Here is a 16,509-nt window from a genome sequence, read left to right as displayed (position 1 = left end):
CATGATGCCTATCAGATTGATTAAACGCATTTAGCATGCTTGTTTTCTTTCTCTTCTCTTAAATTCTGTATCTAGCGATCTCTTCAATGTTCCTAGCGGTAAAGAACTTGATTTTCATACATATCAATGCTATGCTTACATTGGTTCATTTTATGTGACCTCGTTTTTATCTAGATAAAAAGTGATAAATCTATTACATTTGTCTGTCGCAAATCCCGTTGAGCCGTTCGTTATTTGCTCCGCCGAATGTAAGATTTTTAACACTTTTAATTTAGATAAAATCCTTAGCAATAAACTCACTATCATCAGTAAATCCATATTACCAAAATCTATAGGCAAATTTTTTATTTAAGAGGAGGAGTTATTATGTACAAGAAACCTAAGAAAAAGGTTTTCTTAGCATGGGCATTAATAGTACTTATATCTTTAATGCCTGTCATGAATGCTGCCAGTGTTGTACCTACAGATGGAATTAAGTATGAATTTGAGAAAGGTGTCCACAATGGTGCCCAAATTTATACCGACTATGTAGGTAAAACCGACGATGGCCTGACATTCGACCTTAGCGGGGCATCCTGCAGCTTTATCGGACAGAAAGGGACAAGCACTTCTGTCAATGTTGAAATTGATGAAGCAGGTCTTTATGAATTAATAGTCCGCTATGCACAGCCCTATGACAAAAACAAAAAAGTTCAGTATCTTAATGTTAACGATTCCAATCAAGGTGAGGTAAGCTTTGCATACACACTTGGCTGGAAGGAAATTTCAGCGGGTATTGTAAAGCTCAACAAGGGTGCAAACAATGTTGAGTTTGAAAGCTATTGGGGGTATACTTATTTCGATTACCTTATCGTTAAGCCTGCAGACGAAAACATACGTAACCTTAATGTGCCTAAAACATTGGTAAACCCTAATGCTACCAAAGAAGCCAAATCGCTTATAAGCTATCTTGCCGATGTTTATGGAAAGCATATACTTTCAGGGCAGCAAGAGCTTTGCGGTTCACACAACTATGAAGGTTCCGAGGCTGAATTTACTTACATAAAGGAAAAAACCGGGAAAATGCCTGCGGTAAGAGGCTTTGACTTCATGAATTTCAGAGGAAACGGCCTTTTGTGGGACGATCTCTGTGCCGAGCGTGTTATTGATTGGTATAAAAATAAGAACGGAATTCCCACAGTCTGCTGGCACTGGTTCTCTCCAGGTAATATAGGTAAAAAAGCTGATAACAGCTTTTACACTGAAAGTACCTCCTTCAGCATATCAAAGGCTTTGACTCCCGGTACGGCAGAAAACAAGGCACTCCTTAGCGATATCGACTTTATGGCAGGAAAACTTAAGCAGGTTCAGGACGCAGGAGTACCTATATTGTTCAGACCTCTCCATGAGGCAGAAGGAGGTTGGTTCTGGTGGGGTGCCGAAGGACCTGAGCCATGCGTTAAACTATATAGGCTCCTCTATGATAAATTTACAAACGAGCACAAGCTTAATAACCTTATCTGGGTGTGGACTTCATATACTTACGATACATCACCTAAATGGTTCCCAGGTGATGATGTTGTTGATATTGTAGGTTATGACAAGTACAATGCCAAGGATGGGCTTCCCAACGGAAGTGCAATTTCCTCTACCTTCTTTAGCCTGGTGAAGCTTACGGGTGGTAAAAAGATGGTTGCTATGAGTGAAAACGATACAATCCCCAGGGTCGGAAATCTTACAAATGAAATGGCCGGATGGCTCTATTTCTGCCCCTGGTACGGCTGGTGGCTTACTGGAGAACAAAACAATCCGGTTGCCTGGCTGACTGAAATGTATAAGAGCGAATACTGTATAACCTTGGATGAGCTACCTGACCTTAAAACTTATCCTACTTCAGGATATACTTCATCACCATCTTCATCGCCATCTTCAGCTACCCCAACTCCTACATCAGGAACGGGGTATAAGGTATCGGGATATGTAGCTCCTGACATTAACACATCTTCCCCTTCCTCTTTAAAAGCAGGATTTACTGTTAAGTTAGGAGAACTCACAGCAAAGACGGATGAAAACGGTCATTTTGAAATCAATGCTCCCTCAGGACTGGGTAATACAACAATCTTGATCAGTAAATCCGGGTACCTGTCTTTTGAAAAGAGCATTTCGGTAACAGGTAATAAGCAGATTTCTTCAAGCAATGCACCGATATATATGTGGGCCGGAGACCTGAATAAGGAGGGTGCCGGAGACGGTGCGATAAATATGTCCGACATAATGGAGCTTGCAAAGTGCTTTAATACTGTAGAAGGAGATGCAAAGTATATTTCCAACTGTGACTTTAACATGGATTCTTCGATAAACATGAGCGATGTAATTACAATTGCAAAACACTTTAATGCAACATCCTTAAACTATCCTGATATAAAATAACGGTAAAGATTAATAATTAAGGGGTTACCACAAAATATCTTAGCCACTAAATGTTCCGGCTGAAGAGTTGTTTTGCGGTAACCCTTTATTAATTGTCGTCACATAGCTTTGTACATGATGGTTAACAGCTTTACATCCAACAATAATTGTAACTTATTGCCCAATTATGCAATTGTTCCGATTTGTACAAATTGATATAATAGGCATAATATTGGCAATAGTATAGCTTTTTGTTTTTATTAATTATATCAGGCAGCTATATTTTTATATAAATAATGGAACAGGAGGTGTAAATTCTTTTTTACGGCATGCATAATTTAATATTTTTTACATGAAAAAGGGGGAATTAGTATGTTTAAAAAATTGACAATAGCAGGAATGGCACTATTTACCTTTATGGCAGTAAAGGTATCTTGTAACGCAGGTGAACTCCTTCAGACCACAAATTTTAGAAGTGGAGTAAGCTTGCCATGGGTATTGGAAGAAAGCAATGAAAATAATGCCTACTCTTTTGTCAAAAATGAAAAGTATGTTGTCCATATGGATATGAAAGGATATAATAAGTGGGATGTACAGATTAAACACAAAAACATTACGCTTCAAACAGGACATCAATATACTGTGAAATTTTCCGTCACCTCAGACAAGTCTACCAAGTTTTATGCAAAAATAGGTGACAGCGGCGAACCTTATGGGGAAGCATGGAATAACAATTGGAACCCATTTAACATTATTGCAGGTCAGCAACTTTCGGTGACCCAGACATTTATCCCTCAAAAAGATTATAAAAATGCTGAGTTTGCCTTTCACCTTGGTGGAGAACTGGCAGGTTCCTTGCCTGTTGAAATTCAGTTCATATCCATGTCGCTAACAGAGCCTGGGCCCACTCCTTCTCCTACTCCGACACCCACACCTCCTAAGGATATTCGTGTTAATCAGTTGGGCTATCTTCCGAGTGGTGCTAAAAAAGCCACTTTAAATGTTGAGGGCAGTGCTGTCGAACCACTAGATTGGCAGTTAAAGGACAGCTCAGGAGCTGTAGTTGCTTCAGGTAAAACAATACCCTTCGAAGGTAAAGGGCCGGACGGAATAGATAGTGCCTCTGGTGAAAGGGTCCATATAATCAACTTTTCCCAATTTACCGAACCGGGTAAGGGATACCGATTGGTAGCAGGTGAAGCAAACAGCTATCCGTTTGATATAGGTCCTGATATATATTCCAACATGAAACACGATGCCCTTAAGTACTTTTATCACGCAAGAAGCGGTGTTGATATTAGAATGCCATATTGTGTTGAAAGCAAATGGGCACGTCAAGCCGGTCACACAAATGATATGGCTAAAGGGGTCTCCGGAAGGGGCTATACCGGACCTGCCAGCATTGACGGAACAGGCGGATGGTATGACAGTTCAGACTACGGCAAGTACACAGTTGGCGGTGGTTTTTCTTTATGGATGCTGCAGAACCTTTATGAGCATTCCAAAAACAGAAATTCTGCTGATAACTTTAGTGACGGAAAACTTAATATTCCTGAAAGCGGAAATGGAATAAATGACTTACTGGATGAGACTCGATGGGAAATGGAATGGATGCTTAAGATGCAGATACCCGAAGGGTACGACAGGGCAGGTATGGCAGTATCCAAAATAACCAGTGAAAACTGGCCCCTTTTGGGATTGCTTCCTCATAACGATTCCGCATTAAGGGTGTACTATCCTCCAACAACTGCAGCAACATTAAATCTGGCTGCCTGTGCGGCTCAAGCGGCACGCATATGGAAAGACATTGATCCTGTTTTTGCCGATAAATGTCTTTCTGCTTCAGAAAGGGCATATACAGCAGCCAAGGCAAACCCGGCAATTTTCAGTCCTTACGTACCAGCTGGTCTATATTCATATAATGATAATTATGTAGAAGATGATTTCTATTGGGCTGCATGTGAAATGTATATTACCACCAGTAACACCAATTATCTTGCAGATCTTAAAAGTTATAGCAAGTGTTTTGATATTCCCGATGTTTTAACAGGTGAATTTGATGGCATACCTGGATGTTTCGACAGGTCTTCTACAGGGGGACTGGGTACTATTTCCCTTGCATTACATTTCGAGTTGGATTTTGATTCTGCTGTAGTCAATATAATAAAAGCGGCAGATTCATACATAGAAATCCAGAAAAAAGAGGGATATGGCATACCTATAGCCGAAACTACCTATTACACTAATTTAACAGGTACGACTGAAGAGATAAACGGCTATCCGTGGGGTTCCAACTCATTTGTTTTAAATAAGGCTATTATTATGGCTTACGCATATGACTTTAGTAACGATGCCAAATACTTGAACGGATTGACTGAATCCATGGACTATTTGATGGGACGCAATGCAATGGTTAAGTGCTACGTTTCCGGTTATGGAGAAAACCCAGTTCAATATCCTCATCATAGGTACTTTGCTCCTCAGATAGATCCAATTTTGCCATCAGTGCCTCCAGGATTTCTTTCCAGCGGTCCCAACTCAGGGTGTGAGGATCCATGGGCTTCGGGAGCTGGATTTAAGGTAAATAAGTACCCTGCACAAAAGTGTTATATTGACCATGTGGAATCATGGTCCACCAATGAAGTAAATACCAACTATAATGCTTCACTGGCATGGGTTGCAGCTTACCTCAGCACATCAGATCCTAAATTCAAAGTTATTGAGGATATAAATATGGATGGATCGGTAAACATGGCAGACGCAGTCCTAGTGGCTAGAGTTTTCGGTTCAACAAAGGACACACCTGACTTTGATAAAAAATGTGACTTGAATAATGACGGTACAATAAACGTATCGGATATAGTCAAACTGGCTTTAAAATTTGGTTATACATATAATATCTAGGCTTTAGGGCATAAATATTATACTTTGAAAGAAGGGTGGGAAACAGATGTTAAAAAAATTAACAGTAGTAGGTGCTGCATTGTTTGCATTATTGGCAGCCAAGTCAACATGCAATGCAGGAGAACTTCTTCAAACCACAAATTTCAGAAGCGGAATAAGTTTGCCCTGGCACTTGAGCCAGGCTGCTGAGGGCTATGCCTACACAGATGTGGAGGATGGAAAGTATGTTGTGCATATTGACAACAAGGGAACTAACAAATGGGATGTGCAGATAAGGCATAGAGAAATATCCCTTGTTTCAGGACATATGTACACAGTTAAATTCCAGGTGATTGCTGATAAGCCTACCAAAATTTATGGAAAAACAGGTGACATTGGTGAACCATATGGCGAAGCATGGAATAATAACTGGAATCCCTTTAGCCTCACTGCGGGGCAAGTACTTTCGGTGAACCAGACATTTACCGCTAATAGAGATTACAAAGCTGCAGAGTTCGCCTTCCACCTTGGAGGAGAGCTAACAGGATCTCTGCCCGTTGAAATAAAGTTCGTATCAATGTCAATATCAGTGCCTGGACCTATCACGCCTACACTCGTTCCCACCCCTGTCAGAAACATTCGCTTGAATCAACTGGGATATCTGATTCACGCAGATAAAAAAGCTACTTTAAAGGTTGATAGCAATACTGTTGCTCCCATAGATTGGCAGTTAAAGGATAGCAAAGGGACTGTAGTTGCTTTGGGTAAAACTATACCCTTCGTTAGTGGTAATTGAGGACATCAATAAGGATGGCTCGGTTAATATGGCAGATGTAGTTTTGATAGCAAAAGTCTTCGGCTCAATAAAGGGTGACGTTGGGTTTGATGCAAAATGCGATTTAAACTATGACAACACAATAAACATGTCCGATATTGTCAAGTTGGCTTTAAAATTCGGGTATACCTATACGTTATAAGATCGATAGGTAAAAATCAAAAACTCCACTTTGGTCCTTATTCTATACCAAAGTGGAAGGTAAGATGAATCGCTTAATACATTCAATGATAAAGTTAAGACTATTTTGAGTAATTTCAAAGTTGAATAGTTGCCGAATAATTATCTGTGCTTGGGGTTATATTTTCTTTCATATCTTACCTACAGTGTATAGAATTATAGGAAAAACAAGCCCCAAAGCACTATTAAGATAAACCAAGAGTTTCTTTGAAAAATCAGAAAGCTCAAAACGGTTTATAGTTAAGCCCGATGGGATAAAGTAAATGAGAAAGCTCCGTCATGCAAAACTTCTCCTTGTTTTATTCCTATTTCAGAAACCATCTCAAATAAATACTTTAATATTTTTTCTTTTGGAACAAATTTATCATATTCATTTAAAAACTCATCATACAAATCTATAAACTTCTGAAACGCAATATCTTTATCTTCATTATTAGCGATCAATAGGCCCCAATTCAGTACCGTTCTTCCTGTTCGATACTTCCTCTCTAATCACGAATTAAAAAGTGGGTTAATAAAACGATAATGCTTATCAAAAAACATTTTCGATGCTATTTCAAATCCATCCATAAAAGTGAATATTTTAATCAAAAAAAATCGCAATTAATCAAAAATTATTGAGATAGATAATGAAAAGTCAATTAATTTAGAATATAACTAGGATATTTTTAGTAAATTGCCTTTGATTAGCTGATAATTACTCGCGAAGATTAGTTAAGTAATGGCTAAGAAAACGTATATTGACGAATTGGTCCTTGTAAACATACTATTTCATCACGTGGAGTATTACTACCTGATAGCATTATTTAGAGATAACGAACTTTAAACCTTAATAAAACCCAGTTGTGATGTTACTAGCTATTTTAGTAATTTAGAATAAAAATTCACAATTGATTTCATATTTGACAGAATAACTCACAAACGCTTGTACGGGATTTGTGATAGACAAATATATTTAATCAATTGATTTTTATTAAATTGGATAAACTTAGGGTCAAAGTTTGTTATCTGTAATGTGAATGTATAAATAGAAAGAAAGAAATAACATTATTTTAGGAGGGTTATTAGAATGCTTACGAAAAGAAATATTAGTCAACTTACGGTCATTGCAATGTTTATAACAATCTTTATAACATTGTTGTTATTACCGCTAAGTGCAGGAGCAGCAGATGATGGTTCAAGGATAATTGTTCAAGGGTATATTGCTCCTGACTTGATTTCATCAAATGCAAATGCTAAATCCGGTTTTAAAGTTTTAGTATCTGGTACTACAGTTAGTCAATTAACCGATGCAAATGGATTTTTCAAATTTGAAATCCAAAAGAAAGACGGTACAATCGATCTAGAGGTTTCGAAAGCAGGGTATCTCACAAGAGTTGTGCAAAAGGTAGCAGGTAATATTGATTGTATCCTGTCAACTATTGATAAGCCTGTTTTAATGTATGCTGGGGATGTTCCCAAAAAAGGTGTTCAAGACAGTATGATAAACATGATTGATGTTACGGTTTTAGCATCAGCCTTTTATGCGACATCAAGTGATCCAATATATAGCCCATTTGCTGATTTTAACCTGGATGAAAATATAGACATGCACGATGTTATAATATTGGCAAAGCATTTTGGTGCAACAACTGCGGATTATCCTGCAATAATTCCTATTACAGCCCAATCACCTACTCCTACAAATACAACAGTTCCAACACCAACTCCTACAAACATTAATACATCTTTAGCACCTTATACACTTGCATGGTCTGATGATTTCGATGGAGATTCAATAAACTCCGACAACTGGAATGTAGCCGATACAAATGTTGTTTACAACAATGAATTGGAAGCTTATAAGACAGCTAATGCCTATGTACAGGACGGTAACTTGGTTTTAGAAGCTAAAAAGGAAGCTTACCTTGGGAAAAACTATACCTCTGGCAAAGTGTTTACCAAAGGAAAGCAAGCATGGACATATGGTCGTTTTGAAATAAAAGCAAAAATGCCTGAATCCCAGGGAATTTGGCCTGCAATATGGATGTTGCCAGAAGATGACAATATTTATGGGGGTTGGCCTCAAGGTGGAGAAATTGACATACTGGAGTTATTGGGACATCAACCAAATAAGATTTATGGTACAGTCCATTATGGAAATCCCCATGCTTCAGGACAGGGTGAATATACTCTTCAGTCAGGCAAATTTTCTGATAGCTATCACATTTATGCCTTTGAATGGGATCCTGGCGAAATGAGATGGTATATTGACGGTACATTATACCACACCGAGAAAAGCTGGTATACAAGAGATGAAAACGAAGCAGACTCAATAACCTATCCTGCTCCCTTCAACAGAGATTTTCATTTGATATTAAACGTTGCAGTGGGAGGAGATTGGCCTGGAAACCCTGATTCGACAACTATCCTTCCATCAAAAATGTTTGTTGATTACATCAAAGTATATGAAAGAAAAGATGGAGTTTACCCACCTGCCGGCGAACGTCCTGAAATCAACAATACCACTGCAAGACAACCTTTACCAGATGGAAACTACATATATAATGGCAGCTTTGATCAACAGAATAATGATGTTGCTGGTATGAGAAATGACGGCAGCAGCACAGATATCACTAATACTTCCTATTGGACCTTCTCTCATGTTGATGCAAATAATGGTGTCGCAGAAGCATCAAATGATAATGGTGCTATAAAACTTGATATCTCCACTCCAGGTAATAACCCCTATTCCGTACAAATATATCAAAAACCAATTAATGTTGAAAAGTCAGATACATACCGTGTGACTTTTGATGCATGGGCTTCCACCGAAAGAAATATGTATGTAAAGGTTGGTTCTGAAGCTGATCGTGGTTGGGCAAACTATTCTGGGGATCAGATCATAGCACTTACAACAACACCTAAAGAACACACTTTTGATTTCAAGATGACCGGAGATACAAATCCTGCTGCAAGACTTGAATTCAATGTTGGTGCAGCTGGAGAAAATATTGTACATATTGATAATGTCAAATTGATTAAACTGCCGAGAGATCCTAATGCTTCCAGGGAACCATTGAAAAACGGCAATCTAATATACAACGGGTCCTTCGATCAAGGCTCAAAGAGCATGGGATTCTGGAATTTTAAAACCAGCGGCAATGCTGTTGCAACAGGTAATGTTAGTGATAATATTTTTGACCGTTATTTCCAGGCGGCTATAACAAACGGAGGAACGGGAGCAGATTCGATAGTCCTATCACAGAGCGGCTTAAACATAGAAAAGGGTAAAGAATACACCGTCAGCTTCTTTGCAAAAGCGGAATCTGCCAGAACTATAGAAGCAGATATATGCAGTATTGCTGATACTCCATTGGTCTATCCAACAGAAAAGTCATTTAGTCTTACAACTGATATGACTAGATATTCCTTTAAGTTCAAAATGGAACAGGATACTGATGCCAGATCTCAATTAAGGTTCAAACTTGGTGGAAATACTGCGAAAGTATTTATTGACAATGTTTTTGTGAAAGTTTCCAGCCAGGGAATCCATGTTGAGGCAGAAGACGCTGATGTTCATGGTGCAATAACTTCAGAAAAAGATTATGTATACTTTAAAGCTGATTCATATATCTCAAAGAGCATAACCGTACCTGAAACAGGTAAATATGCAATATCATACAAATTGTCCACCAGCGATGCAAACGGATGGCTCAGTATAGGAGACACAAAGCACAAAGAAAGCCTTCCTGATACAGGCGGTAATTCAAGTTGGGTGAATGTAACCAATTCAGTGAATCTTAATAAAGGAGCACAAATTATTAAGATCTATGGTGATGCTGTAAATCTTGACTGGTTTGAGTTATCCAAAGACCTTGTTGTTGGCGGAAGTATGACTGCTCCAGCAGCAGATTGGGCTTACTGGAATACAAGCGGAGAAAATGCCGCATCTATAAAATCCATTGATGATGGCAAATTGAAAGTAGCAATCACCGCTGTGGGTGATAACCCATGGAGCATCGGAGTAAATCAGTCAAATATTAGTCTTGAACAAGGACGCCAATACCGTATATCCTTTGATGCCAAGTCTACCATCAATAGAAAGATAAGATTATCTGTTGACAAGGCAGACTATTCAAAATATTTTAGTTTGGATTTAGATATAACAAATGAAATGAAAAATTATATTGTTGATTTTCCAATGAGTGCAACAGATACCAATTGTACCTTGACTTTTTCAATTGGAAATGTATCTGGTGCAGCAGAAGCTCATGATATTTATTTGGACAATGTCAGAATGGTTGAAGTAGCTGATCTTTACTGTCAGAGCCTTCAGTCCATTGTAGCACCGGTTATCACTGAGGATGATACTACTGCAATTATAACTGATATCATAACCGATGGAACCTTTGAAACTGGAATAGGTGCATGGGGATCATATGCGGGAGAAGCAAGCGATCCAGGGGCAGGAGCAATTACTTTAGATGCTACAAGCGGAAAACTTGTGGCTGATGTTACAAGAGTTGGAGATCAAAACTATAAACCTCAGGTAAAACGAGGCAACCTTTCCCTCATACAAGATAAAACCTACACTTTGACCTTTAATGCGTCTTCAACCGTGGACAGAGCAGTTGAAGTTACTATCCTGGATCCAAACAATAATTATCAGTACTTTGGTGGCAATAAATTTGTGATATCAAACTCCGCTACTGATTATGTCCTAATATTTACTGCTCCAGCCACAACTACAACAGCAGAACTTCAGTTCAATCTGGGTACAATAGCAGGTCACGAATCAATTTCAGTAGCTTCAGCGGTGTCCATTGATGATGTTAGACTGGTGGAAGCTACTACAGATATATCCAACGATATATTCAACGAAACCTTTGATGCAGGCAAGGCTTCATGGTCTTTCAACGCTAATGGAGGTGCTGGTTCAGCAGATATCGTCGCAAACAACAACAAAGAACTTAGTGTAGTTGTCACAACAGTGGGGGACGCAAATTATAAACCCCAAATTCAGAAATCAAATATCACCCTCGAAAACGGTGTAGCATATCAGCTTACATTGAAGGCAAGGGCATCTGTTGCAAGAACTATAGAACTCGCTTTCCTTGAACTTGGTTCAGAAAATCAATATGATTGGTATGGCGGATGTAAGATTAGCGTTACTGATCAGACTCAAACCTTCACACTAACCTTCACTGCAAAACGTAGTACAACTACAGCAGGGCTTCAGATAAACTTTGGACAAATTAAAGATGATCAAAACAATCCTTTACCATCAGCGGCATCCACAATTTATCTTGATGATATCGTTATGGTTAAACAATAAAATCTATGGTTTAAGGATCGATTTATAATGGCTATCTAAATCTGGAGGATCTACAATAAATTGCTCTGTTATGTAGACAGTAGTAAAAACAAAGATCTTGATGACGTCAATCAATTATGATTGACGTCATTTTTATGTCCCGAACTGCTTCACGTATCTGCTTTACATAAGAGAAGAAGACATTGTTTATAACTTCAGATTTCACCCATGCCCAAAGCCCTTCGATTGGATTTGGACTATAAGGAGGCAGAAATACAAATTGCAACCTGTCCTTGTTCTCCTGCAGGAGCGATTCAAGCAGCTTTGCATGATGAATACGGGCATTATCCAGGATCATGACTATTTTACCAATCGGATAAAGCTCCAATACTTCTCTGATGAAACCTAAGAATATTTCTGCATCATATCGTTCTTTCTCAACGCAGTACACGTGCCCGGTTCCGTAGTTTAGAATGCCCAGAAGCTTTACCCCCTCATGTTTCCCATAGGTAGAGATGATCCGCTGCTTACCTTTGACAGACCATATGCTCTGGATAGCTTGGTAATGGCCAATCATGGACTTCGGCTACGCCTTCGATGAATGAGCAAAAACAGCTCGCCCTTGACATCTCGACATTCGCTTACATAAGTTAACTGTATTATCATATTTAGGAAAGGAGAATCTAGCTAAGCCAACGAAAAAATTTGTCTTGACAATTGGGGGGCATTGTATAATAATTTCTTCCATTTCTTTTTATTGCTTTACTTATAAAACTTAACCGTCACTCACCTACAATTTTCTATTTGCCCAAAGATTATATAAATATTCTTTACTTCAAAATTAAATACAATTGCGACTCTATAATTTATAATTCAATCAGGAGAGCAGAATTTATTCCCAGGGTAAATAAGCAGCACTCCCTGAAGTTGGAGCCTTTCAAATATGTTTTATAACCCCTATTTGACTCTTTTCTCTTATTAGCTGAACAAACTCCATAACAAATTCTCCCGTTCTTCTTATTTTATTATATCATCCAATACGAATTTCGTCCGCTTTATCTCCTTTAGGATTAAGAATAATGTCCCTTTTCAATAAATGCTGGGTACAAATTTTGTGAAGAAAGAAAACTATAACACATATTTCTTCTCCACACTTCAACACATCTTCAATACTTTTGTAAGAATTCAAACCCATATAATTTGAATATGCAATTCGTTGAGCATTATAGTTATTCTTATCACATACATATGTAAATATAACAAAATAAATACTGCTTTTTACAAACTTGTCATCACATCCTCTAATATCTGATAGTAATTGTTTTAAATCAATTCTTTTTATCAAATTATTATTTGTTAGATATGCATCAACCAGCGATACTATAATGCTCAAATACTCACGTTTTGTTTTATATGCATCAACTAGTCTGCGATTTATTTTCTCCATATTATATAAACTTGTTAAGCCTGTTTTTACTGCTGTCAAAATTGCTATTGCTTCGTTCACGTTTTCAAGTTTCATCTGCCTATCAGCCTCAAATAATCTTTTTCTTACTTCGTCGTTAAGTTGGTTGGGAAGGCTATTATCGAATCCAAATGCGTACATATACAAGGCTGTAGTGTTTGGACATAGTCCAAATTACACACCAAATCTACATTTACTTCAAAAGGAGTATGTAATCCGACTAGATGAGAAAAGAATTGTTTATGCAACAGGTTCAGTGGTTGTATCTCTTTGGGACAAATATCAAAAACAGATTGATATGATTTTAGAATCTATAAGTGAAATTGGTAAACCCTAACTTGTTTCATTTTTATATGTCAACGGGTTGCCTCAAACTACATCTTAGATTATAACATCTATCATTTTTCTCCTACCTCCACACCTGACAGCAGTGAAAAATTTCATTTTATAACTACCGGTTCCACTCTTAACAATGCAACCAAAAAAATTAGATGAAGGATTATTCAAAAATAAAGAAGAAAATGAAGATTCAGTGATTTTCACATAAATAAAGGACCTTATCTCATCGACAAAGCCCTTAATTCTGGCGGAGAGAGAGAGATTCGAACTCTCGGACGGGGTTAGCCGTCACACGATTTCCAGTCGCTTCCAGTAAATAAATATCCCCAAAGGCTTCATTTTCAAGCACTCCATGTTTATTTTAGTTCTACAATCCATCAGATTATGAAAATATCATATCATATTGAGATTATCCCATGCAAGTGTTCATAAGTTACATTCTATTAATTTATAATAATTATTACTCTTGTAAATGTATAATTTTTTGATAAAATATGAATGAAAGTTTTTCCAGCAAATTTAATAGAAAGTTGGTGAGCAGCATGTCAGATAAAGCAACTACTGGTGCAGAGGCAGCAGAAGCAGCTAAAATATATTTATTACTTCAGAAGAAATTTCCTTCAGTTCCAAAAGCCGATATAGATAAAATGGCTAAAGCTATAATGGAAATAAAGGAAGGTAAAAAATGTGCTAGTACATACAAGCAAAGGTTAAGCCAAACGCCTAAAACTGGCGGAAGGTGGACAGGTCAACGCGGAGAATCAACTTTTATACATAACGACGAAAAAGTTAATGCAATTTTGAGAGGTGTAGACAAAGAAGGAATTGCGTATACTGATGCTATACCTGATTTTTCAGCGTTGTCTAGAGGAACAATAGAAATTCAAGGTATGTCAGCAAGCAGACCATCTAATTTTAGTAAAGCAGATAAGGAATTGGCAAAACAGAAAGGTGTAACGCCAAAACAAGTCAGAGAGTGGCGAGAAAAAAATAAATATACATGGCATGAATGCAATAATATGAAAACAATGCAGAAAGTTCCTTTTGATATAAATGATAAATTCGGTCATTTGGGTGGAGTTGGTGAAGTTAATTGTTTAAATGCAATTTTATCAAATTAATAGGAGGATTATGTCATGGAAGAAATTAATGATAGTGTATTTGGATTATTACAATATGAAGATTATTGGACTAAAGCTGGTACTATTAACATATTTGGTAAGGATGAACAAATTAAAATAATTATTGTGGCAGATGAAGAACCGGAATTCGAAGATTCCCAAAGAGAAGCTTATACCGAATTCTTTAAGCAAAAAGATAGCTTAGCAAAGGATTCTGAAAAAGCCTTATTCGATTATTACAAAAGTATTCTTCCAGAATACAGAGATAGACTTGGAAATGATGCAGACAATTTACTACCTATACTGTCTAATCAAGAAGAATTATCCAAATTAGTGAAGGTTACAGATATATATTTTCCAGAAACATATGGCGAAGAAATAAGGATTGTAGGCATATTATTTAACTGCACATGGACTGATAAAGGCTTAGCAGTTAAAGTTGAAAATGAAAAAGTAGTTAAAGTTGGAATTCAAGATATTATTTTATAATATATAATAATTTTTCTGTTGTTAAAACAGAAGTTATATATTCATATATAGGAGAATTAAAACATGGGTATAAATATCACTCAACAGATTGAAATTATTAAAAAAATGATTGAAGAAAAAACCAAAGTTTACTTAGGAGACGGTTATGTTACAGATTTTCAATGTAAATTCTATGAACCTGCTACCATTGCTGAAATAAACCAATTTGAGAAAACTTTCAATGTTGTAATACCACCAGATTACAAAGAGTTCTTACTAATAACCAATGGAATGTATTTTATGGATATTATGCAGTTCTATAATTTAAGTGATATAGGTACTATTATTGAAACAGGAGTATATAGACAAGGCATCTTCCTGATGTATAGCATATCCGCTTTCAGTCAGATAGCTAATTATAGACTCAAGTATAATAATATCTATTTTATACTTCTTAACTAATGTACTTTTGGTAGTACCTTTTAAGATATCTCCCAATACTGCTGCCGGGATATCAATATTTTCACTATCTACTGGAATACTTTCATCCTTATGTTTTCTTACAGCATGATACCTTACAGTATCATCAGAAAGTGTTATATTAAATTCCTCACTAATTATTTTAGATATTTCCTTATATGAAGTAATACCTTTTTCATAAAGCTCACGAATTCTACCGCTGTATTCTTTTTTGATCATAACCCTCTTACACCACCTTACCTTTATAAAAAAACAGCATGAGCTATAACCTCCTCCATGCAAGACACATATTTTAACTTGGATTGTCTAATTTCATAATTATCTGCCTTAAGTTCTAGCTCTGTGCCGTTTGATCTTTCCCTGATAGTTCCTGCTGCATAATATTTTGATTTCTTTAGAAATTCTTCTTTTGATATAATTCCGCAAATAGTTAATATATCAGTTTGTTTATTAAATGAACAAAACAAATAATAATCAACATCATAGTTTTGCACAGCAAAAAGATTATGAATATAATCATGCTTCATATAAGTATTTCTGCACATGGTTTTGACATCAACTTTAGCTCCAAACAGTTCGAAATCAAAACCTCCATCAAATCCATCACCTGTCGTTCTAGCAACTCCAAATAAATCTTTTATAACTATTTCTGACAAAATTCCAGTGTATTGCTGTACATTAGAACCATTGCCACCAGATTTGCGTATACCAAAATTGACGTTATCTGTTAGCTGCTTTGCATACTCTTTTTGTTCCTGTGTTACCAAGATATCAAACATTTGAACCACCCCACAAAATAAACGGCAATAAAAAAGACCTAGTTTCATAGGCCTCTTAACATATGAAAACAGCGTTCATATGTTTAATTTCCATATTATTACATTATGTATTCCTGCCAAGTCATTACCAATCACTGGATGATACAATGTTGTTTATAGGTATAAATTAATTCATCGAAGTATTACGGAACTTGGCAGGAAAATATCTTTCAATGTATAGTCCATAATTAAGGAAAATTGCAACCATATATTTTTAAGAAATTTATAATTTTTTA

The 16,509-nt window shown here is 36.8% G+C and carries 11 protein-coding genes, 1 tRNA gene and 2 pseudogenes; 8 read left to right on the top strand and 6 right to left on the bottom strand.

Going from position 1 to position 16,509, the window contains the following annotated elements; genetic code table 11:
* Nucleotides 1-366: 366 nt before the first annotated feature.
* From VIO64_RS11160 to VIO64_RS11145, 4 genes are all read left to right on the top strand, one after another.
* Nucleotides 367-2,409 carry a glycosyl hydrolase gene (locus tag VIO64_RS11160; RefSeq protein ID WP_331918135.1) on the top strand — a complete coding sequence of 681 codons (2,043 nt, stop codon included), beginning with the start codon at nucleotides 367-369 and terminating at the stop codon, nucleotides 2,407-2,409.
* A 351-nt stretch (nucleotides 2,410-2,760) separates the two neighbouring features.
* Nucleotides 2,761-5,292, top strand: coding sequence for a glycoside hydrolase family 9 protein (locus tag VIO64_RS11155; RefSeq protein WP_331918133.1), 2,532 nt, complete (start codon nucleotides 2,761-2,763; stop codon nucleotides 5,290-5,292).
* Nucleotides 5,293-5,338: 46 nt separating this feature from the next.
* Nucleotides 5,339-6,067: a carbohydrate binding domain-containing protein gene (locus VIO64_RS11150; protein WP_331918131.1), complete on the top strand. Its 729-nt coding sequence runs from the start codon at nucleotides 5,339-5,341 to the stop codon at nucleotides 6,065-6,067.
* Nucleotides 6,057-6,248, top strand: coding sequence for a dockerin type I domain-containing protein (locus VIO64_RS11145; RefSeq protein ID WP_331918137.1), 192 nt, complete (start codon nucleotides 6,057-6,059; stop codon nucleotides 6,246-6,248). Before VIO64_RS11150 ends, VIO64_RS11145 begins: the two co-directional genes overlap by 11 nt.
* 278 nt (nucleotides 6,249-6,526) lie before the next feature.
* On the opposite strand, the gene VIO64_RS11140 is transcribed toward VIO64_RS11145, so the two are convergent.
* On the bottom strand, nucleotides 6,527-6,730 hold the full coding sequence (locus tag VIO64_RS11140) for a hypothetical protein (protein ID WP_331918129.1): 204 nt from the start codon (nucleotides 6,728-6,730) through the stop codon (nucleotides 6,527-6,529).
* A gap of 625 nt (nucleotides 6,731-7,355) precedes the next feature.
* Here VIO64_RS11140 and VIO64_RS11135 point away from each other — a divergent pair.
* Nucleotides 7,356-11,603 (top strand): carbohydrate binding domain-containing protein, encoded by a 4,248-nt coding sequence (locus VIO64_RS11135; protein WP_331918127.1) that lies wholly within the window; start codon nucleotides 7,356-7,358, stop codon nucleotides 11,601-11,603.
* Between the two features lie 139 nt (nucleotides 11,604-11,742).
* On the opposite strand, the pseudogene VIO64_RS11130 reads toward VIO64_RS11135, so the two are convergent.
* The 3 genes and pseudogenes from VIO64_RS11130 to VIO64_RS11120 form a co-directional block, all read right to left on the bottom strand.
* A pseudogene (locus VIO64_RS11130) lies at nucleotides 11,743-12,165 on the bottom strand (IS630 family transposase); the annotation flags it as partial.
* 447 nt (nucleotides 12,166-12,612) lie between these two features.
* Nucleotides 12,613-13,188 (bottom strand): hypothetical protein, encoded by a 576-nt coding sequence (locus VIO64_RS11125; RefSeq protein WP_331918125.1) that lies wholly within the window; start codon nucleotides 13,186-13,188, stop codon nucleotides 12,613-12,615.
* Between the two features lie 443 nt (nucleotides 13,189-13,631).
* A tRNA-OTHER gene (locus VIO64_RS11120) sits at nucleotides 13,632-13,714 on the bottom strand.
* Nucleotides 13,715-13,928: 214 nt separating this feature from the next.
* Here VIO64_RS11120 and VIO64_RS11115 point away from each other — a divergent pair.
* The 3 genes and pseudogenes from VIO64_RS11115 to VIO64_RS23095 form a co-directional block, all read left to right on the top strand.
* Nucleotides 13,929-14,507: an HNH endonuclease gene (locus VIO64_RS11115; RefSeq protein WP_331918123.1), complete on the top strand. Its 579-nt coding sequence runs from the start codon at nucleotides 13,929-13,931 to the stop codon at nucleotides 14,505-14,507.
* A 15-nt stretch (nucleotides 14,508-14,522) separates the two neighbouring features.
* Nucleotides 14,523-14,996: a DUF6985 domain-containing protein gene (locus VIO64_RS11110; protein ID WP_331918121.1), complete on the top strand. Its 474-nt coding sequence runs from the start codon at nucleotides 14,523-14,525 to the stop codon at nucleotides 14,994-14,996.
* Between the two features lie 63 nt (nucleotides 14,997-15,059).
* A pseudogene (locus VIO64_RS23095) lies at nucleotides 15,060-15,269 on the top strand (SMI1/KNR4 family protein); the annotation flags it as partial.
* A gap of 30 nt (nucleotides 15,270-15,299) precedes the next feature.
* Here the strand turns inward: VIO64_RS23095 and VIO64_RS11105 are convergent.
* The gene (locus VIO64_RS11105) at nucleotides 15,300-15,674 is read right to left on the bottom strand and encodes a hypothetical protein (RefSeq protein WP_331918119.1); all 375 of its coding nucleotides are present in this window, start codon (nucleotides 15,672-15,674) and stop codon (nucleotides 15,300-15,302) included.
* 23 nt (nucleotides 15,675-15,697) lie between these two features.
* Complete coding sequence (locus VIO64_RS11100) at nucleotides 15,698-16,234, bottom strand: hypothetical protein (RefSeq protein WP_331918117.1); 537 nt, start codon at nucleotides 16,232-16,234, stop codon at nucleotides 15,698-15,700.
* Between the last annotated feature and the right edge of the window lie 275 nt (nucleotides 16,235-16,509).

Source organism: Pseudobacteroides sp., from assembly GCF_036567765.1.
GTDB lineage: Bacteria > Bacillota > Clostridia > Acetivibrionales > DSM-2933 > Pseudobacteroides.
The sequence above is the reverse complement of the archived record's forward strand: the minus strand, read 5'-3'. Positions and strand labels throughout refer to the sequence as shown.